Raw genomic sequence first — 21,763 nt, 5'->3', positions numbered from 1 at the left:
CGGGCTACCGCCCCGCTCAGCGGCGGTAGCCCGCCATCCGCTCCAGACGGGCGATGCGCTCGGCGGTCGGCGGGTGGGTGGAGAACAGCCTGCCGATGCCCGCGCCCCGGAAGGGGTTGGCGATCATGAGGTGTGAGGCCGAGGCGAGACGGGCGTTCTCCGGGAGGGGAAGCTGCCGGGCGCCCATCTCGATCTTCCGCAACGCGGAGGCCAGGGCCAGGGGGTCTCCGGTCAGCCGGGCCCCCGACTCGTCCGCCTGGTACTCCCGGGAGCGGGAGACCGCCATCTGGATCATCCCCGCGGCGACCGGGCCGAGCACGATCATGAGCAGCGCGCCGAGGAAACCGGGCCCCTCGTCGTCGTCTCCTCCGCCGAAGAACAGGCCGATGTATCCGAGATAGGTGATCATCGTGGCCAGTGCCCCGGCCACGGAGGAGATCAGGATGTCACGGTTGTAGACGTGGGACAGCTCGTGTCCGATGACCCCGCGCAGCTCGGACTCGTCGAGCAACTGGGTGATGCCGTAGGTCACACAGACCGCGGCGTTACGGGGGTTGCGTCCGGTGGCGAAGGCGTTGGGCTGCATGGTCGGCGAGACGTACAGCCTGGGCATGGGCTGACGGGCCTCGGTGGAGAGTTCACGCACGATCCGGTACAGGGTCGGCTGCTCGACCTCGCTCACCGGACGGGCCCGCATTGCCGACAGGGCGATCCTGTCGGAGAAGAAGTAGGCGAAACCGTTGGTCAGCAGGGCGGCCAGAACCCCGATCTGCAGGCCCACGCCACCGCCCAGCCACGCCCCGACGGCGATGATCGCCGCGGACAGTGCGCCAAGGAGGACGGCGGTACGCAGACCGTTGTGGTGCACTACACCCCCCTTGTCGGTTGATGCCGATTCACCTTCTCCAACGTCTCCGGCCTGGCCGAACGTTCCCGGAAACGTTCACCTCCCGATGCCGGCGCCCCCGGGGAGGAGGTCGAGCACCACCTGTGGCGCGACCGAGAACACCAGGGCGACGACAACGGTCAGTCCGATCGCGACGACGACCGGCAACCACCCCCTGCGACCGCCACCCGTTTCCTCCCCCCAGCCGACCGGGTTTTCCGGGGCCGCCACGACCCCCGGAGCCGATATATCCGGCATATCCGAAACAACCCCCTGGCCGGCTCCGCGCGGGGCCGGGGTGAAGATCCGTGCCGCCCAGGCCACGTAGTAGTAGAGGCCGATGACCGTGTTGACCGCCATCACCACGGCCAGCCATGCCACGCCGCCACCGACGAGCTCGCGGAACACCACGATCTTGGCGAACAGACCCGCCAGCCCCGGCGGCAGGCCCGCCAGGCAGAGCAGGAAGAACGCCAGCGCCGGCCCGGCGGCCGGGTCACGGAAGGCGAGCCCCCGGTAGTCGTCCAGCTCGTTGCGTGCGGCGCGCCGCGAGACCAGCATGACCACCGCGAACGCCCCGAGGTTCATCGCCGCGTAGAACACCAGATAGGCGATCGACGCGCCCGTCGCCTCGTCGTCACGGACGGCGAGCGGCGCCAGGATGTAGCCCGACTGCGCCACCGAGGACCAGGCGAGCAGCCGTACGGCGTGGCGTTGCCGTAGCGCCAGGAGGTTGCCGACCGTCATGGTCAGCGCCGCGACGAGCGCCACCGGTGGGCCCCAGGTGCTCGCCTCGCTCCCCAGCGCCGTGACGAGGATGAGGATCAGCCCGGCGAACCCGGCCGCCTTGGAGATCACCGAGAGCAGCGCGGCCACCGGGACCGGCGCCCCCTGGTAGACGTCACCCGCCCAGGCGTGGAACGGCACCGCGGCGACCTTGAAGGCGAACCCGGCCAGCACCAGGACGACGGCCACGGCCAGCACGGACGACAGGTCGGGAGGCGGCGAGTCGTAGGAGAGGTGAAGCGCGGAGACGTAGGCCTCGGTGGTCCCGGTCACCTGGGGCAGCGCGTCACCGGCCGCCTGGCCGGGACCGGGGACGGCGGGAACGGCCGCGCGTTCACGCAGGGTCTGGGCCAGCCGGTCGAGGTGGACGGTTCCCGTCGCGCCGTACAGCAGGGAGACGCCGAAGAGCGTCACCGCCGTCGAGACCACGGAGACCAGGAAGAGTTTGACCGCCGCCTCTGAGGCACGGCCGTCGTGGCGTCTGAGCCCGGTGAGCGCGAAGACCGGCAGCGAGACCAGCTCAAGCGCGACGACCAGCATGATCAGGTCTCGGGAGGCGGGCAGGGCGACGGCGCCGGTGAGCGTGCACAGCAGCAGGAAGTGCCACTCGCCGACGGGGATCTCACCGGAGGCGAGCAAGGTCATGGACAGCAGCACCACGACGATCCCGGCGGCCAGGGCGAGCCCGGCGAAGACCAGGGTGAAGTCGTCGACCACGAACGAGCACGACGGCACGGCCCCCGTCTCAGGCCCGGAGGCGGCGACCGCGATCGTTCCGGTGAGTTTCCCCGTCGTCGGCCGCACACCCGGTGGGAGGGCCGGGACGATCCTGGGCGCGGTGGTCAGGCCCTCGGGCACGCAGAAGGTCCGGAGGGCCTCCCCCGAACGCGACGCCTGCGCGACCACGAAGCCCAGGGCGGTGAGCACCCCGGCCAGCGTGACCACGCCGAGCATCGGCCTGACGTACGGCCTGCGCGGCAGGAAGGCGTCCAGGAGCAGCACCAGCCCGGCGGCCAGCGCCAGAACCAGTGGCGGCGCCACCGCGAAGTAGTCGATCGACTGGATCATGGCGTCCCCAGCAGGCTGTGGACCACCGGGTCGGTGAGGGACAGCAGCGCCTTCGGCCACAGACCGAACAGCAGGATCAGGGCGACCAGCGGCACCCAGGCGGCCAGTTCGTGGGCGGTCACGTCCCGCGTGCGCCCGCTCCCGGCTCCTCCGGTGCCTCGGCCGCTTCCGGTTTCTCCCGCGCTTCCCGAACCTCCGGCTCTCTCGGTCGTGTCCGGCGGGCCGTCACCCGCCATGGTCTCCTCGACCACCTGTTCGGCGTCCGCGGTGACCTTCTCCGTCACCCGCTCCGCGGCCACCATCGCCTCCTGGGCCGCCTCACCCGCCTCCGGCGTCCCGGTGGCGCCCGCCGCGGTGAGCAGGGGGGCGTGGACGGTCTCGGTCGGACGGCCGTGGGTGACCCTGGACAGCATGACCAGGAAGTAGGCCGCGGTCAGGACGGTGCCGACCCCCGCGACGACCATGAAGAGCAGGAAGAGCGGCCGGGACAGACCCGGTGCCGGGTCGAAGGCGCCGAGGAGGGCGAGCATCTCCCCCCAGAAGCCCGCCAGACCGGGCAGGCCGAGGGAGGCGAAGCAGGCGAAGGTGAGCAGGGACGCGAGGTGCGGCAGGCGCGCCAGCATGCCGCCGCCGAGTGCCGGGATGTCGGCGGTGCCGTAGCGCTCCTTGATCGCTCCGGCGACGAAGAAGAGCAGCGCGGTGATCAGGCCGTGGGCGATGTTGCCGAAGAGCGCGGCGTTGAGCCCGACCGGGGTGAGCGTGGCGAAGCCCAGGAGCACGAACCCCATGTGGCCGATCGAGGAGTAGGCGATCATCCGCTTCAGGTCACGCTGGGCCAGACAGGCCAGGCAGCCGTAGATGACGCCGATCACCGCGAACGCGCCGAGCCAGGGGGCGACGGCCGCGGCGCCCTCGGGCAGGATCGGGATGGCGATGCGGGCGAAGCCGTAGGTGCCCATCTTCAGCAGCACACCCGCCAGGAGCACCGAGCCGACGGTCGGCGCCTCGGTGTGGGCGGCCGGCAGCCAGGTGTGCAGCGGCCACATCGGGGCCTTGACGGCGAGCCCGACGCCGATGGCGACGAAGGCGAGGATCTGCGCCGGGCGGGACATGCCCGCCCCGTGCGCCGCGGCGAGGGAGACCATGTCCAGAGTGCCGGTCCGCGCCCAGACGAACAGCAGGCCGATCAGGAGGACGACCGAGCCGAGCAGCGTGTAGAGGATGAACTTGGTCGCCGCCGCCCGCCGGGCACGACCGCCCCAGATGGCGATCACGAAGTACATCGGGACCAGGACGACCTCGAAGAACACGAAGAACAGCAGCAGGTCGAGGGCGAGGAAGGTGCCGACCATGCCGACTTCGAGGAGCAGGAGCGTGAACACCAGTGCCCTGGCCCGCTCCGGCCCCGGCCTCCCTCTTGGCAGCCGGTCCGTTCCACCGGCGCCCCCACGGCACAGGTAGACGAAACACAGGAACGTCAGCAGCGTGGTCAGCACGACCAGCGGCAGGGAGACCCCGTCGACGCCGAGGTGGAACCTCAGGTTCAGCCAGGGGACCCAGGCCAGGTCGGTCTCCAGGCCGATGCCCGTCGCGCCGCCACGGACGTACGTGACGGCGGCCACCAGGGAGAGCGCGAACGTCACCCCGGAGACCGTCAGCGCGTGCGCCCTGAGCAGCCGCCCCCTCCCGTACGGCATGAGCAGCGCCACGGCCCCGGCCAGCGGAACCGCGAGCATCGCCACCGGCACCCAGCTCATCTCCCGGCCCCCCTCTCCTGGGCCGGGACGGTGCCCCGGGCGGTGAGATCACGGTGGGAATCGCAGCGGGAACGGTCGGCGGGAGAGACCTGGCACGCGGGGCCGTGGCGGAGGCGGCCGGTCGTCCGAGGACCACCGCCTGGATCACGGCGACCAGGGCACGGCGCTCGGCGTTGGAGGTGGCCGGTCATCCGAGGACCACCGCCCCCACCGCGAGAAGGAGGACACCCGCAAGGACGGCGGTGACGTAGAGCTGGGCGTTGCCGTTCTGTGTCGCCCTGACCAGGCCGGACAGGCTCAGTGTCGCCCTTCCCGAGCCGCGGACGGCGCCGTCGACCACCCGGTCGTCGGCGCGGGCCGTCAGACGGGCCAGGCGCAGCACCGGCAGGACGAACAGCGCGCGGTAGAGGGAGTCGACGAAGAAGGCCCGTTCGAACAACACCCGGAAGGGGCCGAGCACCCGGGCGGGGTCGTCCAGCGGGGCGCCGCGCCAGACGACGTAGACCGAGGCGGCCCCGAGCAGCGCCAGCAGGACGCTGAGGACGGCGGTGCCCCAGTGGACGTCGGCGGCACCCGCGAAGCCGACGCCCGTGAACCCGAGGAGCAGCGTGGGCACCGCGAGCACGACGACCGGCCAGAGCATGCTCGCCGGAGCCTCACGGGAACCGCCGGTGTGCGGAGCGGCGGACACCGGAAGCGGTACGGCCCGGCGCTCGCCGAAGAAGGTCCGCAGCCACGCCCGGGTCGCGTAGGCACCGGTCACCGCGACCGTGGCCAGGGCGCAGCCGTACAGCAGGAGGGCGGCGGCGTCGGTGAGCGGCCCGGTGGACAGGGCCCGCTCCATGGACACCAGCACCTCGTCCTTGCTGAAGAAGCCGCTGGCCGGGGGCAGGCCCATCAGGGCGGCGAAGCCGACGGTCATCGCGGCGAAGGTGACGGGAAGCCTTCCCCGCAGGCCGCCCATCGCGCTCATCAGGTTGGAGCCGACCGTGTGGATGACGACCCCCGCGCACAGGAAGAGCAGGGCCTTGAAGGCGCCGTGGGTGATCAGGTGAAGGATCGCGGCGTCGTCCGACCCGGCGGCCAGGGCTCCGGCCATGTAGGCGAGCTGGCTGATCGTGGAGTAGGCCAGGACCCGTTTCAGGTCGTCCTGCGCCAGGGCCGCCAGCGCGGCGCCGAGCATGCCGAGCGCGGCGGCCACGGCGAGCACGTCCAGGGTGGGACCCGCCCCGGCGAAGACCGGGTGGAGACGGGCGACGAGGAAGATCCCGGCCGCGACCATGGTCGCGGCGTGGATGAGCGCGCTGATGGGGGTCGGGCCCGCCATCGCGTCGGGAAGCCAGGTGTGCAGCGGCACCTGGGCGCTCTTTCCCGCGACCCCGGCGAGCAGCAGCAGAGTCGCGGTGACGACCGTGCCCGAGGACATCAGCGGGACCGCCGCGATGACGTCGGCGATCCTGAAGCTCCCGGCCGCCGTGCCGAGGACGAAGACCCCGAACAGGAAGCCGACGTCGCCGACCCTGGTGACCAGGAACGACTTGATCGCGGCCCGGGAATTGGCGCGGTCTTCCCACCAGTGGCCGATCAGCAGGTAGGAGCACAGGCCCATGACCTCCCAGCCCACGTAGAGGACGAGGAGGTCGGCGGCGTGGACCACCAGGAGCATGGCACTGGTGAACAGGCTGACGAAGGCGCTGTAGGAGGGGTAGCGCCGGTCTCCTGACAGGTAGCCCACCGAGTAGACCTGCACGGCCAACGCGACCACGGTCACCAGCACCGCGACCGAGGCGGACAGGGGGTCGATGAGGAGGCCGACTGAGATCGGCAGTGACCCGGTGGGGATGACGTCGAGTGTGCCCGTTGACACGCCCCCGCCGGTGAGGGCGGTGTAGGCCGTCCAGAGGGCGAGCAGGGTGGAGAGGGCGGCCGGGACGACCGCGATCAGGGCCGCCCTGCGGTTGGCGGCCAGGTCGGCGGCCCCGCCCCTGGCTCCCCCGGGCAGTCTGGAGCCCAGCAGCCCGGCGACGGCGGCGAGGAAGGGCAGCAGGATGACGAGGGCGACGGCGGTCACGGCGTGACCTCCGGGGGGTCGTCCCGGCCCGGCGGGTGGGTGGGAGCCGTGGCGACGGCCGCCCTGGCGGTCTGCCCGGCCGAGCCCTTCCGTGGCTCTCCTGAAGGGCTCCCGGTGGGAGTCTCGGCGGGCGGGTCGGGGGACTCGGCCAGGGCGCGGAGGCGGTCGAGGTCGACGGTCGCGCGGTTGCGGTAGAGGCCGAGGACGATCGCCAGCCCCAGACCGACCTCCGCCGCGGCGATCACGATGACGAACAGCGTGAGCACCTGGCCGCTGTGCAGCCGGTCACGCAGCCACACGTCGAACACGACGAGGTTGAGGTTGACCGCGTTGAGCATCAGCTCGACCGACATCAGGACGAGGATCGTGTTGCGGCGGGCGAGCACGCCGTACACCCCGATGGAGAACAGCAGCGCGGAGACGACCGCCGGATAGACGACGTGCACGTCATCTCCTCCCGCGGATGTCGGTGCGGGACAGGACGATGGCGCCGACGAGGGCGGCCAGCAGCAGGACCGAGAGCACCTCGAAGGGAAGCACCCAGGTGCGGAAGACGCTGGAGCCGATCTCTCTGGCGGACCCGCCACCCGGCTCAAGGGGGGCGTAGGCCGTACGGAAGCCGTCGACGACCACGGTGACCAGCACGACCGCGGTGGCCGTCGCCACGACGGCGGCGACGGGCCGGTTACGGCTGTCGAGATCGGCGGCCCTGCCGATCGGGGCCCGGGTGAGCATCAGGCCGAACAGCAGCAGGACCACGACCGCGCCGACGTAGATCAGCACTTGGACCCACGCGACGAACTCGGCGGTCAGGACGAGATAGCCCCCGGCGAGGGCGCCGAGACAGACGACCAGCCACAGGGCCGCGTGGACGAGCTGTCTGGTCGTCACCACGAGCAGCGCCGCCCCGACCGCCACGACGCCGAGCAGCAGGAAGACGATCTCCTGCCCCGTCGGTGACAGATAGGACGGCACGTCGGCCACGTCTCCTCCTAGGACTCCCTGGGCTCCTCAGGCCGCTGAGGCCCGCTGTTCGGTTCCGTGGCAGAAGTCTGCTCCGTCGCGCCCTCCGCCGGTGGCACGCCACCCCCACCTGTGGACAACTTCTCACCGGCGGGCTCGCCTGTGGAAAACTTTCCCCCCGCTTCCTCGGGAGGCGTGTCCTTCCTGGGAAGCGCACCCGGCGGCCTGATCGCCCGGACATTCGCATGCCCCGCCGAAGCACGCCGCGCGGGCCTGCCCCCGGCCGAGGCCCCGGAAGCCGCAGAAGGCCCCGAAGCCCCCGAAGGATCGGAGGAAGACCCGGAGGCCCCCGAGGCGTCCTGTGCAGGAGGCGTGTCCTTCCTGGGAAGCGCACCCGGCGGCCTGATCGCCCGGACATTCGCATGCCCCGCGGAAACACGCCGCGCCGGCCCGTCCCCAGCCGAAGAACCCGGTGGTCCGGAAGCGTCCCGAGGCGGCCTCGCGCCCGAGTCTCCGGACTCACCTGAAGGAACATCCGGGGAGTCGCCCGGAGCCACGGGACCGTCCCCCGCCGTACGGCCGCCGCCGGGCCTTGACGGCGGGGTGCGGGTCGGCCGGGACCCGGCGGCCAGTTCCTTCGGCGGTTCGGCGTTCGGCTCGTGCGCGGGCGGCGGGGGCACGGTCTCCGCCCATCCGGCCAGCCTGTCCTTCTCGTGCAGGAGGTTGCGGATGTCGCCCTCTGCGTACTCGAACTCGGGGGACCAGAAAAGCGCGTCGAAGGGACAGACCTCGATGCAGATGCCGCAGTACATGCACAGGGAGAAGTCGATCGCGAAGCGGTCGAGCACGTTGCGGGCGCGGGGCCGTCCTCCCTCGGGGGCGGGGAGCGTCTCCTTGTGGGAGTCGATGTAGATGCACCAGTCGGGGCACTCACGGGCGCAGAGCATGCAGACCGTGCAGTTCTCCTCGACCAGGCCGATGACGCCCCTGCTACGGGCGGGCAGGTCGGGCCGCACCTCGGGGTACTGCTGGGTCACCGACTTGCTCAGCATGTGGCGAAGGGTGACGGAGAGCCCCTTCGCCAGCCCCACTCCTGGTATCCGTGCCACCTCAACATCTTGACATCCCCGTCCCCCGCGAACGAGAACCCGTGCGCGAGAACCTCGCAAAACACAACACGTCCGCCGATCATCCCAAGTTATCCACAGCCGTTATCCACAGACTGTGTGTTCGAGTGTCGCCTTCCGCCGAAGAATCACCCTTGAAGAGGACTGCAAGACCAACCAGAAATACGTATTCTTCGCCACATGTCCCACCAGTACGGTGCCCCGTGGCACAACCAGCCGCCACCTCCTCGATCGAATACGGGGCTGAGTGTGGTGTGGGCACTGGTCCCCCTGTTCACCTGTGGCATGGGGACGCCCCTGATCATGGCGCACGCCGCCCGCAGACTGCGCAGCCCGCTCCACGCCCTGGCCGCGGTCCTGTACGCCCTGGGCATCGGGGTGTTCATCGTCGCGATCTCCGTCTACGACGACACCGACCTGATGCCGGGCTGGCTGGACGCCGTCACGACGATCGGGCTCTTCGGCAGCTGGCTCGGCGGCATGGGGCACGCGCTGATCATCAGAGGATCGGTCTTCAGGCAGGACCCCCACAACGCGCAGGGCCCGCGGAACATGCCGAACTACGGCGTGCAGTCCTTCAACGCGCCCCCGCCCCCCGTCCATGCCGTGCCGTACCCGACCGCGCCGACCGTCGCCTCGAACGTCCACCCGCCCGCCCACCGGCCGGTCCAGCACGCCGTACGGCCCCAGCCCCAGCCTCACCTCCAGCACTCCCAGCCGTCCCGGCCGCAGCCGGCTCCCACCCAGCAGCAGAACCCGACCAAGGGCTGGCTGGGGCCGTACCGGCTGATCGGGGAGCTGGGCAAGGGCGGGCAGGGCACGGTCCACCTGGCCCTCACCCCGCAGGGGCAGAAGGTCGCGATCAAGCTCCTGCACCAGCACCTCACCGGCGACCAGATGGTCAGGGAGAGGTTCCTGCGGGAGGTCGAGGCGACGCGCAAGGTGGCGACCTTCTCGACGGCCAGGGTGCTCGACGTGAACATCACCGACGACCAGGCCTACATCGTCAGCGAGTTCGTGGACGGCATCTCGCTGGAGCAGCTCGTCCGCGACCAGGGTCCCCGCAACGAGGACGGCCTGACCCGGCTCGCCCTGGCCACGGCGGGCGCGCTCGCCGCGATCCACCGGGCGGGGGTCGTGCACCGTGACTTCAAGCCCGCGAACGTGCTGATCGGCCCGGACGGCCCCCGGGTGATCGACTTCGGCATCGCCCGCGCCCTCAACCAGGTCACCGCGACCTCGGGCAACATCATGGGCACCCCCGCCTACATGTCCCCCGAGCAGCTCGCCGGGGGGAACATCGGCCCGGAGACGGACGTGTTCAGCTGGGCGGCGACCATGATCTTCGCCGCGTCCGGGCGCGTGGCCTTCGGCGAGGACACGATCCCGGCGATCCTCAACCGGGTGATCAACCAGCATCCCGACCTGTCGGCGCTGCCCCAGTCGTTGCGCCCGCTGGCCTCGGAGTGCCTGGACAAGCAGCCGGGCAACCGGCCGACCGCCGCCGACATCATGCTGCGCATCGTCCAGTGAACACGGCACCGGACATACCGATCTATGTCCGGAAAACGCATTAGGGTTGCGCCATGGCACCCGGGGACGGCCTGAACGGCGGAGACGGATACTGACATGTCCAACCTGATCGCTGTTTTCGCCACCATCGTCAACGCCTATCTCGTCGCGCTCTTCGCCAGAAGGACGCTCGGGGTGCCGGTCGGCTGGCCGCGCGCCCTCGTCATGGGCGTGGTCCTGGGCCTGAGCGTCGCGTGGGCGGCCACCGAGGTCGGCACGCTGACCGGCGTCTACGCCAACGGCAGGATCAGCGCCCCGCTCAGCGTGGTCTTCGTCGTCACGGCGCTGGTCACCGCGTGGACCTTCGTGATCGGCCTGATCGTCCTGGTCCTGCTCGAACTGTTCGTCCCGACGGGCACGCTTCCCGCGCCCTCGGCGTTCCTGCGCGGCTGGAAGGCCCGCAGGAGCAGGGCCCGGCGCTACACCCAGGTCGTGCGGATCGCCGCCAAGCACGGGCTCGGCGGTTACCTCGGACGGCGCAGCAGGGCCGGGGAGAGGCCCGCCGCGATCGCCCGTTCGCTGCGTGACGCGCTCAACGAGGGCGGCGTCACCTTCGTCAAACTCGGGCAGATGCTCTCGACCCGGCGCGACCTGCTGCCCGAGGTCTTCGTCGACCAGCTCGCGACCCTGCAGACCAGGGCGGAGCCCGAGCCGTGGGAGCAGATCGAACGGGCCATCGAGGAGGAGCTCGGCAGGCCGCTCACCGAGGTCTTCCAGACGGTCGATCCCACCCCGCTCGCCTCGGCCTCGGTCGCGCAGGTCCACTCCGCCCGGCTGCTCGACGGCAAACCCGTCGTGCTCAAGGTGCAGCGTCCCGGGGCGCGCAAGCAGGTCACCTCGGACGTCGAGATCATCCTGAGGCTGGCCGCGTGGCTTGAGCGGACGACGCCGTGGGGCAGGTCGCTGCGGGTGTCCCGGCTGGCCGAGGGCTTCGCCGCCTCCCTCGACGAGGAACTCGACTACACCGTCGAGCTGGACAACCTGCGGGGTGTCGCGGCCACCTTGGGCGACGGGATCAGGGTGCCCGTCGCCCACGAGGGGTACTCGACCGGCAGGCTCCTGGTCATGGACCGCCTCGACGGCACCCCGGTCGGTGAGGCCGGCGAGCTGCTGGCCGCGCTGCCCCCGGCCGAACGGGAGGCGGTCGCCGGACGGCTGCTCGGCGAGATCCTCAGGCAGCTCGTGCACACCGGCGTCTTCCACGCCGACCTGCACCCGGGCAACATCCTCCTCACCGAGGACGGCAGGCTCGGGCTGCTCGACTTCGGCTCGGTGGGCCGTCTCGACCAGTCGACCCGTAACGCGCTCGGCATGCTGCTGCTGGCCGTCGACAACAACGACGCGATCGGCGCCACCGACTCCCTCATCGAGATGCTCGACCGGCCGGACGGGCTGGCCGAACGGGAGCTCGAACGCGACCTGGGCCAGCTCATGGTCCGCTACCGCTCGGGGTTCGGCAGGAACGGCAGCGCGGGCCTGTTCGCCGCGCTGTTCAAGCTGATCCACGCGTACGGCTTCGCCGTACCGCCGCAGATCGCGGCCGCCTTCAGGGCGCTGGCCGCGCTCGACGGCACGCTCACCCTGATCAGCCCCGACCTCGACGTGGTCGGCGCGGTCAGGAAGCAGGGCAGGGAGATGATGCGCGAGTCCCTCTCGCCAGAGTCGGTGCGCGCCGACCTGGAGAGCCGTCTCGCCGGTTTCCTGCCGATCCTGCAGCGGCTGCCCAGGCGGCTCAACAAGCTCACCGAGGACCTTGAGCACGGCAGGATCTCGATCAACATCAGGCCGCTGGCGGACGAGGGGGACCGGCGTTTCCTGACCGGCCTCGTGCAGCAGGTGGTCGTCGCCGTCCTGGCCGCGGCGGCGACGCTGGGGGCGATCGTGCTCATCGCGGCGGACTCGGGGCCGATGGTGACGCCCGAGCTGCGGCTGTTCGCGCTGGTCGGCTTCGCGTTGCTGCTGGTCGGCTTCGTGCTCGCGCTGCGCTCGCTCGCGCTGGTCTTCCGCCGGGAGTGACCCGGCCGGCGCGTCAGAGGACCCTGACGATCCCGGTCAGCGCGAGCTGGAGCAGCGCAAGCGGCACCAGGGCGACCCAGGCGAGCCGTTGCAGCTGGTCCTCACGGAGTCTGGGGTAGCTCACCCGCACCCAGATCACCACGAACACCAGCAGGGCCGTCTTCAGCAGCGTCCACACCGGCCCGGGCAGCAGGGGGCCCTGCCAGCCGCCGAGGAACAGCACCGTGGTCAGCGCGCAGAGCACGATGATCCCGGCGTACTCGGCCAGCATGAACAGCGCGAACCGCATACCGGTGTACTCGGTCATCGGGCCCATGATGATCTCGGAGTCCGCGATCGGCATGTCGAACGGCGGGCGGCGCAGTTCGGCGAGCCCGGCGACGAAGAAGACCACCGCGCCGATCGCCTGCCAGGGCAGCCACCACCACTGCCAGGCCTCCACGACGCCCGGCAGGGAGAGCGTGCCCGCCGCCATCGCGACGCTGGAGGCGGCCAGGACCAGCGGCAGCTCGTAGGCCATGAGCTGGGCGGCCGAGCGCATCCCGCCCATGAGGGAGTACTTGTTGCCCGAGGACCACCCGGCCATGATCGAGCCGAGCACGCCGACCCCCATCACGGCCAGCGCGAAGAACAGGCCCGCGTCCAGGTCGGCCCCGACCAGGCCGGGACCGACCGGGATGACGACCATGACCAGCAGGTACGGGATCAGCGCGACCGCGGGCGCCAGGCCGAAGACCCGGCGGTCGGCCGCGGCGGGGATCACGTCCTCCTTCTGGGCGAACTTGACGCCGTCGGCGATCAGCTGGGCCCAGCCGTGGAAACCCCCGGCGTACATGGGGCCGAGGCGGGACTGCATGTGCGCCATGACCTTGTGTTCGGCCTGACCGGCGACCAGCGGCAGCACCAGGAAGGCGGCGACGACCAGGACGAGCCTGAGGGCCGCCTCCAGCACCTCAGCCATCGCGCCCCCAGTCGGCGGGTACGCCGGGGGGAAGCGTCTTGCGGCGGCTCGGCGAGCCGTGGTCGGACTCGCCCGGCTCCTTGGCTCCCGGCCACGCCTTGGCGACCCTGGCGGCCAGCACGAAGTCCTTGCGCAGCGGGTGGCCCTCGAAGCCCTCGGGCAGCAGCAGCGGGACGAGGTTCGGGTGCCCGTCGAAGACGACGCCGAACATCTCGAAGGTCTCCCGTTCGTGCCAGTCGGCGCCCCTGAAGACGCCGACCGCGCTGGGCAGGTGGGGGTCGGCGCGCGGCACCCGGGTGCGGGTCAGCAGCCGCCGGTGCGAGACGGGGTCGAGGAGGTGGGCGACGACCTGGAAGGCGTCCGGCGGGTCGTCGACCGCGGTGAGCCAGTCGAAGAACTCGTACCCTCCGGCGCGGGCGAAGGCGAGCAGGTCGAGCCAGTCGCCCGGCTCGACGTCGGCCGTGGTCTCGCCGAAGGACTCCGAAAGCCGCACGCGCGGGCCGTACCGCTCCACGAGGGCCTCACGCACGGTGGTCCTCCATGCCCTCGGCGGCGATCTTCTCCTGGAGGAGCATGATGCCGTTGAGCAGCGCCTCGGGGCGGGGCGGGCAGCCGGGCACGTAGACGTCGACCGGGATGATCTGGTCCACCCCCTTGGTCACGCAGTAGGAGTCCCAGTAGGGGCCGCCGGAGTTGGAGCAGGCGCCGAAGGAGATGACGTACTTGGGGTCGGGCATCTGCTCGTAGAGCCGTTTGACGGCCGGGGCCATCTTGTCGGTCACCGTGCCGGAGACGATCATCAGGTCGGCCTGTCGCGGGCCGTTCGCGAACGGGATGACCCCGAACCTGATGAAGTCGTGGCGGCTCATCGAGGTCGCGATGAACTCGATCGCGCAGCAGGCGAGCCCGAAGTTGAACGCCCACAGCGAGTAGCGCCGCCCCCAGTTGAGGATGAAGCGCATGGGTTTCGGGGCCAGCCGTGAGGCCGGTCCGACGGTGGGTGCCCGGGTGGGCATCGGAAGGTCCGCCATGTTGTTCATTGTCCCCCACCTGCCCGGCGGTTCTCAGGCCCAGGCGAGCACGCGTTTGCGCCAGGCGTACAGCACGCCGAGCGCGACGAAGCCCAGGAAGACGAACATCTCGGCCAGCGCGGCCGTACCGAAGCCGGGGTCGGCGAAAACCGTCGCCCACGGAAAGACGAAGACGGCGTCCACCGCGAAAACGACATAAAGGTAGGTGAAGACGTAGTAACGCACCTGGGACTGCGCCCAGCCCTCACCGACCGGGTCGACGCCGCACTCGTAGGTCGTCAGTTTGTCCGGGGTGGGACGGCTCGGGCGCAGGAGGCGGTTGACCAGCAGCGCTCCGGACACGATCACGACGCCCAGTACGAGCAGCGCGCCGACCACCGCGTAGGGGCCGTAGTAACCGTGCATGACTCCCCCTCTCCACGGGGTTTCCCGAAGTCTCTCCGCGTACGGCGAGGCCTTCCCCACCAGCTATAGCAGCACCGTCCTCCCCCGTCATGCGACCCTGCCGCCAATCCCAAACTCTGCACCCTTTAATACCAAGCATCCGTAAATACCACCCTTTTTCAAGTAATGTGCCGTTTATGCCTAAAATCCGGTTTTCCGGAGGGATCGCGCTTATCGCCGTGCTGGCCGCAGGGTGCGGCACCGCGACAGCGACACCCAGGGCGCAGGAGCCGATCCCCTCGGAACCCACACTGATCGATTCCGTGGACCCGGCCGACGTCCCCGGACTCACCATGCACACCGTCACCGAAGGGGAGACCGGGGGCCTGCGCGCCCACGCCGTCTACCCGTCCGTCAGCGACGCGCCACGCCTGACGGAGAGACTGCACCGCACGATCACCGAGCATCTGCGGTCGTTCAACCAGGCCAACAGGGGCGGCACGGAAACCGGCCGGCCCGGGCCCGAGTTCAATGTGGACTGGCAGCTGCCGACGGTCTCGACCCAGATGATGGGCGTGAACCTCACCATCGGCAGAACCGTCGGCTCCCGCTGGTCGGAGGAGCACACCACCGTCTGGTACGACCGGGTGGACAAGCGTGTCCTCGACTCCGCGGACCTGCTGAAGGACAGGGCCGCGCTGGGCGAGCTCGCCAGGCTCACCCGTGACCAGCTGGGCCGGTCGGGATCCGGGATCGACCCCGAGGCGATCACCGCCGACGCGAGGCTGTTCGACTCGCTGGCCTTCAACCGCCGCGGCGACCTCGTGGCCGAGTTCGACGACCAGCAGGTGGGAAGCGCCACCCTCAGCAGGGTCGCCGTACCGGCCGCGAAGGTGAAGGGGCTGCTGTCCCCCGCCGGTGAGCGGGCACAGCGCTCCGCGGTCGAGTTCGGCGCCGGGGTCGACCACCGGGCCGAGCGGATGGCCAAGTACAAGGAGTACGCCGCCCTGCCGGTCGCCGAGAGCGCCGCCTACGGCAGCGTGGACTGCGCCAAGGTCAAGTGCGTCGCGCTCACCTATGACGACGGTCCCGGCCCGGGCACCGGGAAGCTGCTGGACGCGCTGAACGCCCAGCGCGCCAGGGCGACGTTCTTCGCCGTCGGCACCAACTCCATCGCCCACACCGCGCTGCTGCGGCGGATCATGCGGGAGGGTCACCTCGTCGGCGACCACACCTGGTCGCACCGTGACCTGACCACCCTGGACGACAGCAGGATGGGCGACCAGTTCGGCCGCGCCCAGTGCACGCTGGGACGGGCCATCGGACGCCATCCCGGCCTGGTGCGCCCGCCGTACGGGGCGGTCAACGACCGGGTGCCGCCCGTCGCCAGGCAGTACCGCCTGGCCCTGGTTCGCTGGAACGTCGACGCCAAGGACCTGCAGACCCGGGATCCCAAGGCCGTCGCCGACCGGGTCGTCTCGCAGACGAGGCCCGGATCGATCGTCCTCATGCACGACGTCGGCGGCACCGCCGCGAAGGCGACTTCCGAGATCCTGCGACGACTGCGCGACAAGGGCTACACCTTCGTCACCGTCCCCGAGCTGTACGGCAAGGCCGGCATGAAGCCGGGCGAGGTCTACGACTCGGGTGAGGGACCGCGCGAGATGATCTCGGCCGACGGCTCACAGGGCTGAGGAGCTGGGCGAAGACGCCCTCCGCGGGACGCGAGAACCGGCGTCCCGCGGAGGGCGTCTCCATGTCACCCCATAGCCGCCGGCTATGAGTACATAGCCACCGGCGATGAGGCCGCCTCCCTGGTGGGACATATAGTTAGGCATCGTGACCCTTACCGTCCTGTTCGGCCGCCTGCACGTGGATCTGTGTCGGCTCGCCGCCGGGCTGTGTCGGGCCTGCCGCTCGCGATCATGACCTCCTTCACGGCCGCCGCCAGGCCGCCACGCGCGTCTTCACCGCGCCCGGATTTCGACTCGGCCTCCACCGAGGGATCTGCGACATGCGTCACACTCCTCCGCCGAGTGGAACGCGAAGCCACTACGGGTTATCCCCAGGGATCTAGCATGGAACTGAGAACATGCCACCATCAACGGCGCCTTTTCGCGTCGAGGAGGACTGAGCTGTGACCAAGCAGGTTCAGCAACTCGATCGCGTCATCATCCGCTTCGCCGGTGACTCCGGCGACGGTATGCAGCTGACCGGTGATCGCTTCACATCGGGCACGGCGGAGTTCGGCAACGACCTGTCGACCCTCCCCAACTTCCCGGCGGAGATCCGCGCCCCCGCAGGCACCCTGCCGGGCGTTTCGAGCTTCCAGCTCCACTTCGCCGACCACGACATCCTCACCCCAGGTGACGCGCCGAACGTCCTGGTGGCGATGAACCCCGCCGCGCTGAAGGCCAACCTCGGCGACCTGCCGCGCGGGGCCGACATCATCGCCAACACCGACGAGTTCACCAAGCGCAACCTGCAGAAGGTCGGCTACGACGTCAGCCCCCTTGAGGACGACTCGCTCGCCGAGTGGCGGCTCCACCCGGTGCCGCTGACCTCGCTGACGGTCAAGGCGCTTGAGGGCTTCGACCTGTCCAAGAAGGACGCCGAGCGCTCCAAGAACATGTTCGCCCTCGGCCTGCTGAGCTGGCTCTACCACCGGCCGACCGAGACCACGATCAAGTTCCTTGAGACCAAGTTCGCCAAGCGGCCCGACATCGCCAAGGCCAACATCGCGGCCTTCCAGGCGGGCTGGAACTACGGCGAGACCACCGAGTCCTTCTCGGTCTCCTACGAGGTCAAGCCCGCCCAGCTGCCGCCGGGCGTCTACCGCAACATCTCCGGCAACCAGGCGCTCGCCTACGGCCTGATCGCCGCCTCGGTCCAGTCGAAGCTGCCGCTGTTCCTGGGGTCCTACCCGATCACCCCGGCCAGTGACATCCTGCACGAGCTGTCCAAGCACAAGCGCTTCGGCATCCGCACCTTCCAGGCGGAGGACGAGATCGCCGGTGTCGGCGCGGCGCTCGGGGCCTCGTTCGGCGGCGCCCTCGGCGTCACCACGACCTCCGGGCCGGGTGTCGCGCTCAAGGCCGAGACCGTCGGCCTGGCGGTGACCACCGAACTGCCGCTGATCGTGGTCGACGTGCAGCGGGCCGGGCCGAGCACCGGAATGCCCACCAAGACCGAGCAGACCGACCTGCTGATGGCCATGTACGGCCGCAACGGCGAGTCACCGCTGCCGATCGTGGCGCCCGCGACCCCGTCCGACTGCTTCGACGCCGCGATCGAGGCGGCCCGCCTGGCGGTGAAGTACCGCACGCCGGTCATGCTGCTGTCCGACGGTTACCTGGCCAACGGCTCCGAGCCGTGGCGGGTGCCGGGCAGCGCCGAACTGCCGGACATCTCCACCGAGTTCGCCGACGGCCCCAACGGCGAGGACGGCGTGACGTTCCTGCCGTTCAAGCGCGACCCGGAGACCCTGGCCCGTCCCTGGGCCATCCCGGGCACCGCGGGCCTCGAACACCGCATCGGCGGCATCGAGAAGGCCGACGGCACCGGCAACATCTCCTACGACCCCAACAACCACGACAAGATGGTCCGGCTCCGCCAGGCCAAGATCGACGGGATCGCCCAGGACATCCCGCCGCTCGACGTCGACGACCCCGACGGCGACGCCCGGGTGCTCGTTCTCGGCTGGGGCTCGACCTACGGGCCGATCGCGGCGGCCGTACGGCGGATCAGGAGGGCGGGGGGCAAGGTCGCCCAGGCCCACCTGCGCCACCTCAACCCGCTGCCCGCCAACACCGGCGAGGTGCTGCGCGCCTACGACAAGGTGCTGCTTCCGGAGATCAACCTCGGCCAGCTCGCGCTGCTGCTGCGCGCCCGTTTCCTGGTCGACATCATCAGCTACAACCGCGTGCGCGGGCTTCCGTTCAAGGCCGAGGAGCTGGCCGGCGTGATCCAGGACGTGATCGACAGTGAGTGAGATCCAGAACGGCAGGGGCCTGTCCCTGGTGCCGAAGTCCGACGTCAAGCTGGGGATGAAGGACTTCAAGTCCGACCAGGAGGTCCGCTGGTGCCCGGGGTGCGGTGACTACGCCATCCTGGCCGCGGTCCAGTCCTTCGTTCCCGAGCTGGGCCTCAAGCGCGAGAACATGGTGTTCGTCTCGGGCATCGGCTGCTCGTCCCGGTTCCCGTACTACATGAACACCTACGGGTTCCACTCGATCCACGGGCGGGCCCCGGCGATCGCGACCGGCCTGGCCGCCTCCAGGCCCGACCTGTCGGTCTGGGTGATCACCGGTGACGGCGACGCGCTGTCCATCGGCGGCAACCACCTGATCCACGCGCTGCGCCGCAACGTCAACCTGAACATCCTGCTGTTCAACAACAGGATCTACGGTCTGACCAAGGGCCAGTACTCCCCGACCTCCGAGGTCGGCAAGATCACCAAGTCCACCCCGATGGGCTCGCTGGACAAGCCGTTCAACCCGATCTCGCTGGCTCTGGGCGCCGAGGCCTCCTTCGTGGCCAGGACCATCGACTCCGACAGGAAGCACCTGCACTCGGTGCTGCGCCAGGCCGCCGAGCACAAGGGCACCTCGCTGGTCGAGATCTACCAGAACTGCAACATCTTCAACGACGGGGCCTTCGACCAGCTCAAGGACCCCGACCAGCGTGACTCCATCACGCTGCGCCTTGAGCACGGCCAGCCGATCGTCTCGGCGACCAAGGCCGTACGGCGCAGGCCGGACGGCGGCATCGAGGTCGTCCCGCGCTCCGAGGCGAGCGAGGAGGAGATCCTCGTCCACGACGTCAGCCGGCCTGACCCGACGCTGGCCTTCGCCCTGTCCCGGCTGGACGAGCCCGCCTTCGAGCACGTCCCGATCGGCGTCTTCCGCAGCGTTGACCGTCCCTCCTACGACGAGCTGATGGCCGGCCAGCTGGCCGAGGCGACCGGCAAGGGCGGCCCCGGTGACCTGGACGACCTGTTGCTCGCGGGAGACACCTGGCGCATCGGCTGACCACGACGACCGACCCCGACTCCCGGGATCTCCCGGACGGGGCCGTACCGGAAAGCCCGGAAAGCATGGCAACGGGGTCGCTCACCCGAGCGGCCCCGTTTGCTTTTCCGGAAATCCAGGTTAGTTTCAGGTGAAGTTGATATCTTCCACATTCGCCTGTCAGGCGAGGTATGGGGACAAAGACCCGCACACAACGTGTCACCGTGTTTCGGGAGACATACCCTATGTGGCAGGGTCTGACGGAAAGCATCCGACGAACTCGTCCCATGCGAGGAGAACGCCAATGCTCACGGTTCCGTTAGCCGGAGATCGCCTCACCTCCGGGCAGGAGGATTTCAGCCGGTACAGCGGATCACGCGTCCTGGTCACGGGTGCGAGCGGCTTCATCGGGACCCATCTGGTGCGGCGCCTGGGCGAGCTGGGCGCGCGGGTGCACGCCGTGAGCCGTACCCCGAGGCAGGACTCCGACGACCCGGCGACCTGGCACGTCGCCGACGTCGGGGACGCCGAGACGATCGGCGCCCTCATCGCCTCCCTGCGCCCCTCCGTCGTCTTCCACCTGGCCAGCGAGGTCACGGGCACCCGGGATCCCGGCGTCGTGCGCGCGATGCTGGACAGCAACCTGGCCAGCGTGGTCAACCTGCTGACGGCGGTCGCCGAGCACCACCCGGAGACCCGGACGGTGCTGGCCGGGTCGCTTGAGGAGCTCAGGCCGGAGGAGGGCGGCAAGGCTCCCTCCTCCCCCTACGCGGTCGCCAAGTGGGCGGCCAACGGCTACGCGCGGATGTTCCACCAACTGTGGGACGTGCACGCGACCACCCTGCGCGTCGGGATGGTCTACGGCCCCGGGGACATGAACCACCACAGGCTTGTGCCGTACGTCACTCTCTCGCTGCTGCGGGGCGAGGAGCCGGCCATCGGCAGCGGGACGCGCCTGATCGACTGGGTCTACGTGGACGACGTCGTCGACGCCTTCCTGGCGGCGGGCAGGAGTCCGGGCTCCGCGGGCCTGAGCCTGGACGTGGGGACCGGGACGGCCACCTCCATCCGTGACACCGTCGAGGCGCTGGTGCGGATCACCGACAGCCCGCTGCGTCCCCGGTACGGCGCGCTCCCCGGCCGCCCGCTGGACGGCGCCAGGATCGCCGACATCGTCCCGACGACCGAGGTGCTCGGCTGGCGCCCCACCGTCGGCCTTGAGGAGGGACTGGAGCTGACCGTGGAGTGGTACGCGAAGCATCTGTAACGGTCCAACCAAAAATACGATATCCACCAAGACACCGGACATAAGTCAGCACCCTTCTACGATCAGGGTGCCGAATCAGAAACGAGGAAGTCGGTGCATTCGGTCGTCAATCTCACGGTGCACGGCATCGGTCCGACCGACCGTGAGCTCGACCCCGGCGAGGACCAGACCTGGGTCAGCGTCGAGCAGTTCGAACAGGTGCTCGACGCCGTGGTCGGCCGGGAGGACGTCCGCATCACCTTCGACGACGGCAACGCCTCGGATCTGGAGATCGGCCTGCCCCGCCTGCTCGAACGCGGCCTCACCGCGGAGTTCTTCGTGCTGGCGGGGCTGCTCGGCGAGCCGGGAAGGCTCGACGAGGCCGGGGTGCTGGAGCTGCAGGCCGCGGGCATGCGGATCGGTTCGCACGGCTGGGGGCACCGCGACTGGCGCAAGCTCGACGCCGAGCAGGCCGTCCAGGAGATCACCGAGGCCAACCGGTTCCTCGGCACGCTCACCGGACGGCCGGTCTCGCGGGTCGCGATCCCCTTCGGCTCCTACGACAGGCGCGTGCTCAGCAGGCTGCGGCAGGCGAACGTGACGCGCGCCTACACCAGCGACGGAGGCCGCGCCAGGCCCGCCTCCTGGCTCCAGGCCCGCAACAGCCTGCGCCACGACATCGACGCGACATGGGCTCCTCGTGTCCTGGACGGGACCCCCCCTTTGCCTGTTCGTGCGCGCCGCATAGCCTCTCGGACATACAAACGCGTTCGCGGCTGAACACGTCTGTAAAGGTCGTCTACTGACGATCTGAACGTGAGTGCGAAAAGGGGAATCCGGCTGCCAAAGTAGGCGCCGGGCCAGGTGCCGGACAGGCGGGAGCGTG

At 70.1% G+C, this 21,763-nt stretch carries 18 protein-coding genes and 1 pseudogene; 8 read left to right on the top strand and 11 right to left on the bottom strand.

Features of this window, described 5'->3' with window-relative positions; all coding sequences use genetic code 11:
* Window positions 1-16 precede the first annotated feature (16 nt).
* The 7 genes and pseudogenes from htpX to ABZ470_RS19495 form a co-directional block, all read right to left on the bottom strand.
* Window positions 17-868, bottom strand: coding sequence for a zinc metalloprotease HtpX (htpX, locus tag ABZ470_RS19525; RefSeq protein ID WP_352010818.1), 852 nt, complete (start codon window positions 866-868; stop codon window positions 17-19).
* 75 nt (window positions 869-943) lie between these two features.
* Complete coding sequence (locus ABZ470_RS19520) at window positions 944-2,740, bottom strand: NADH-quinone oxidoreductase subunit N (RefSeq protein WP_362912629.1); 1,797 nt, start codon at window positions 2,738-2,740, stop codon at window positions 944-946.
* Entirely contained in the window at window positions 2,737-4,497 is a 1,761-nt protein-coding gene (locus ABZ470_RS19515) for an NADH-quinone oxidoreductase subunit M (RefSeq protein WP_362912627.1), read from the bottom strand. Before ABZ470_RS19515 ends, ABZ470_RS19520 begins: the two co-directional genes overlap by 4 nt.
* A 187-nt stretch (window positions 4,498-4,684) precedes the next feature.
* Complete coding sequence (locus ABZ470_RS19510; protein WP_362912625.1) at window positions 4,685-6,568, bottom strand: NADH-quinone oxidoreductase subunit L; 1,884 nt, start codon at window positions 6,566-6,568, stop codon at window positions 4,685-4,687.
* Between the two features lie 161 nt (window positions 6,569-6,729).
* Window positions 6,730-7,014 (bottom strand): annotated as a pseudogene (nuoK, locus tag ABZ470_RS19505) (NADH-quinone oxidoreductase subunit NuoK); the annotation flags it as partial.
* Window position 7,015: 1 nt separating this feature from the next.
* A complete protein-coding gene (locus ABZ470_RS19500; protein WP_352010822.1) occupies window positions 7,016-7,552 on the bottom strand; it encodes an NADH-quinone oxidoreductase subunit J in 537 nt (178 codons plus the stop codon).
* A gap of 8 nt (window positions 7,553-7,560) precedes the next feature.
* Entirely contained in the window at window positions 7,561-8,640 is a 1,080-nt protein-coding gene (locus ABZ470_RS19495; protein ID WP_362912623.1) for a 4Fe-4S binding protein, read from the bottom strand.
* A 267-nt stretch (window positions 8,641-8,907) separates the two neighbouring features.
* Between ABZ470_RS19495 and ABZ470_RS19490 the strand changes: the two genes are divergently transcribed.
* A complete protein-coding gene (locus tag ABZ470_RS19490; RefSeq protein ID WP_362780714.1) occupies window positions 8,908-10,191 on the top strand; it encodes a protein kinase in 1,284 nt (427 codons plus the stop codon).
* 96 nt (window positions 10,192-10,287) lie between these two features.
* Window positions 10,288-12,246 carry an AarF/UbiB family protein gene (locus tag ABZ470_RS19485; RefSeq protein WP_362912621.1) on the top strand — a complete coding sequence of 653 codons (1,959 nt, stop codon included), beginning with the start codon at window positions 10,288-10,290 and terminating at the stop codon, window positions 12,244-12,246.
* A gap of 13 nt (window positions 12,247-12,259) precedes the next feature.
* Here the strand turns inward: ABZ470_RS19485 and nuoH are convergent, their stop codons facing one another.
* The 4 genes from nuoH to ndhC form a co-directional block, all read right to left on the bottom strand.
* Window positions 12,260-13,207 carry an NADH-quinone oxidoreductase subunit NuoH gene (gene nuoH / locus ABZ470_RS19480; protein ID WP_352010825.1) on the bottom strand — a complete coding sequence of 316 codons (948 nt, stop codon included), beginning with the start codon at window positions 13,205-13,207 and terminating at the stop codon, window positions 12,260-12,262.
* Window positions 13,200-13,736, bottom strand: a complete 537-nt coding sequence (locus tag ABZ470_RS19475) for an NADH-quinone oxidoreductase subunit C (protein ID WP_362912619.1) — start codon at window positions 13,734-13,736, stop codon at window positions 13,200-13,202. The genes nuoH and ABZ470_RS19475 overlap by 8 nt, the downstream gene beginning before the upstream one ends.
* A complete protein-coding gene (locus ABZ470_RS19470) occupies window positions 13,729-14,169 on the bottom strand; it encodes an NADH-quinone oxidoreductase subunit B family protein (protein WP_352011275.1) in 441 nt (146 codons plus the stop codon). The genes ABZ470_RS19475 and ABZ470_RS19470 overlap by 8 nt, the downstream gene beginning before the upstream one ends.
* A 102-nt stretch (window positions 14,170-14,271) precedes the next feature.
* Window positions 14,272-14,643 (bottom strand): NADH-quinone oxidoreductase subunit A, encoded by a 372-nt coding sequence (gene ndhC / locus ABZ470_RS19465; protein WP_352010827.1) that lies wholly within the window; start codon window positions 14,641-14,643, stop codon window positions 14,272-14,274.
* 302 nt (window positions 14,644-14,945) lie between these two features.
* Here ndhC and ABZ470_RS19460 point away from each other — a divergent pair, with 302 nt between their 5' ends.
* The 6 genes from ABZ470_RS19460 (at window position 14,946) to ABZ470_RS19435 (ending at window position 21,657) form a co-directional block, all read left to right on the top strand.
* On the top strand, window positions 14,946-16,316 hold the full coding sequence (locus tag ABZ470_RS19460; protein WP_362912617.1) for a polysaccharide deacetylase family protein: 1,371 nt from the start codon (window positions 14,946-14,948) through the stop codon (window positions 16,314-16,316).
* Window positions 16,317-16,461: 145 nt separating this feature from the next.
* Complete coding sequence (locus ABZ470_RS19455; protein ID WP_352001834.1) at window positions 16,462-16,551, top strand: putative leader peptide; 90 nt, start codon at window positions 16,462-16,464, stop codon at window positions 16,549-16,551.
* A 208-nt stretch (window positions 16,552-16,759) separates the two neighbouring features.
* Window positions 16,760-18,613: a 2-oxoacid:acceptor oxidoreductase subunit alpha gene (locus tag ABZ470_RS19450; protein WP_352010829.1), complete on the top strand. Its 1,854-nt coding sequence runs from the start codon at window positions 16,760-16,762 to the stop codon at window positions 18,611-18,613.
* Window positions 18,606-19,652: a 2-oxoacid:ferredoxin oxidoreductase subunit beta gene (locus ABZ470_RS19445; RefSeq protein WP_362912615.1), complete on the top strand. Its 1,047-nt coding sequence runs from the start codon at window positions 18,606-18,608 to the stop codon at window positions 19,650-19,652. The genes ABZ470_RS19450 and ABZ470_RS19445 overlap by 8 nt, the downstream gene beginning before the upstream one ends.
* 283 nt (window positions 19,653-19,935) lie before the next feature.
* Complete coding sequence (locus tag ABZ470_RS19440; protein WP_352010831.1) at window positions 19,936-20,898, top strand: NAD(P)-dependent oxidoreductase; 963 nt, start codon at window positions 19,936-19,938, stop codon at window positions 20,896-20,898.
* A 93-nt stretch (window positions 20,899-20,991) separates the two neighbouring features.
* A complete protein-coding gene (locus tag ABZ470_RS19435) occupies window positions 20,992-21,657 on the top strand; it encodes a polysaccharide deacetylase family protein (RefSeq protein WP_352010832.1) in 666 nt (221 codons plus the stop codon).
* Window positions 21,658-21,763: the final 106 nt, after the last annotated feature.

It is taken from the genome of Streptosporangium sp. NPDC020072 (assembly GCF_040631445.1).
GTDB lineage: Bacteria > Actinomycetota > Actinomycetes > Streptosporangiales > Streptosporangiaceae > Streptosporangium.
The sequence above is the reverse complement of the archived record's forward strand: the minus strand, read 5'-3'. Positions and strand labels throughout refer to the sequence as shown.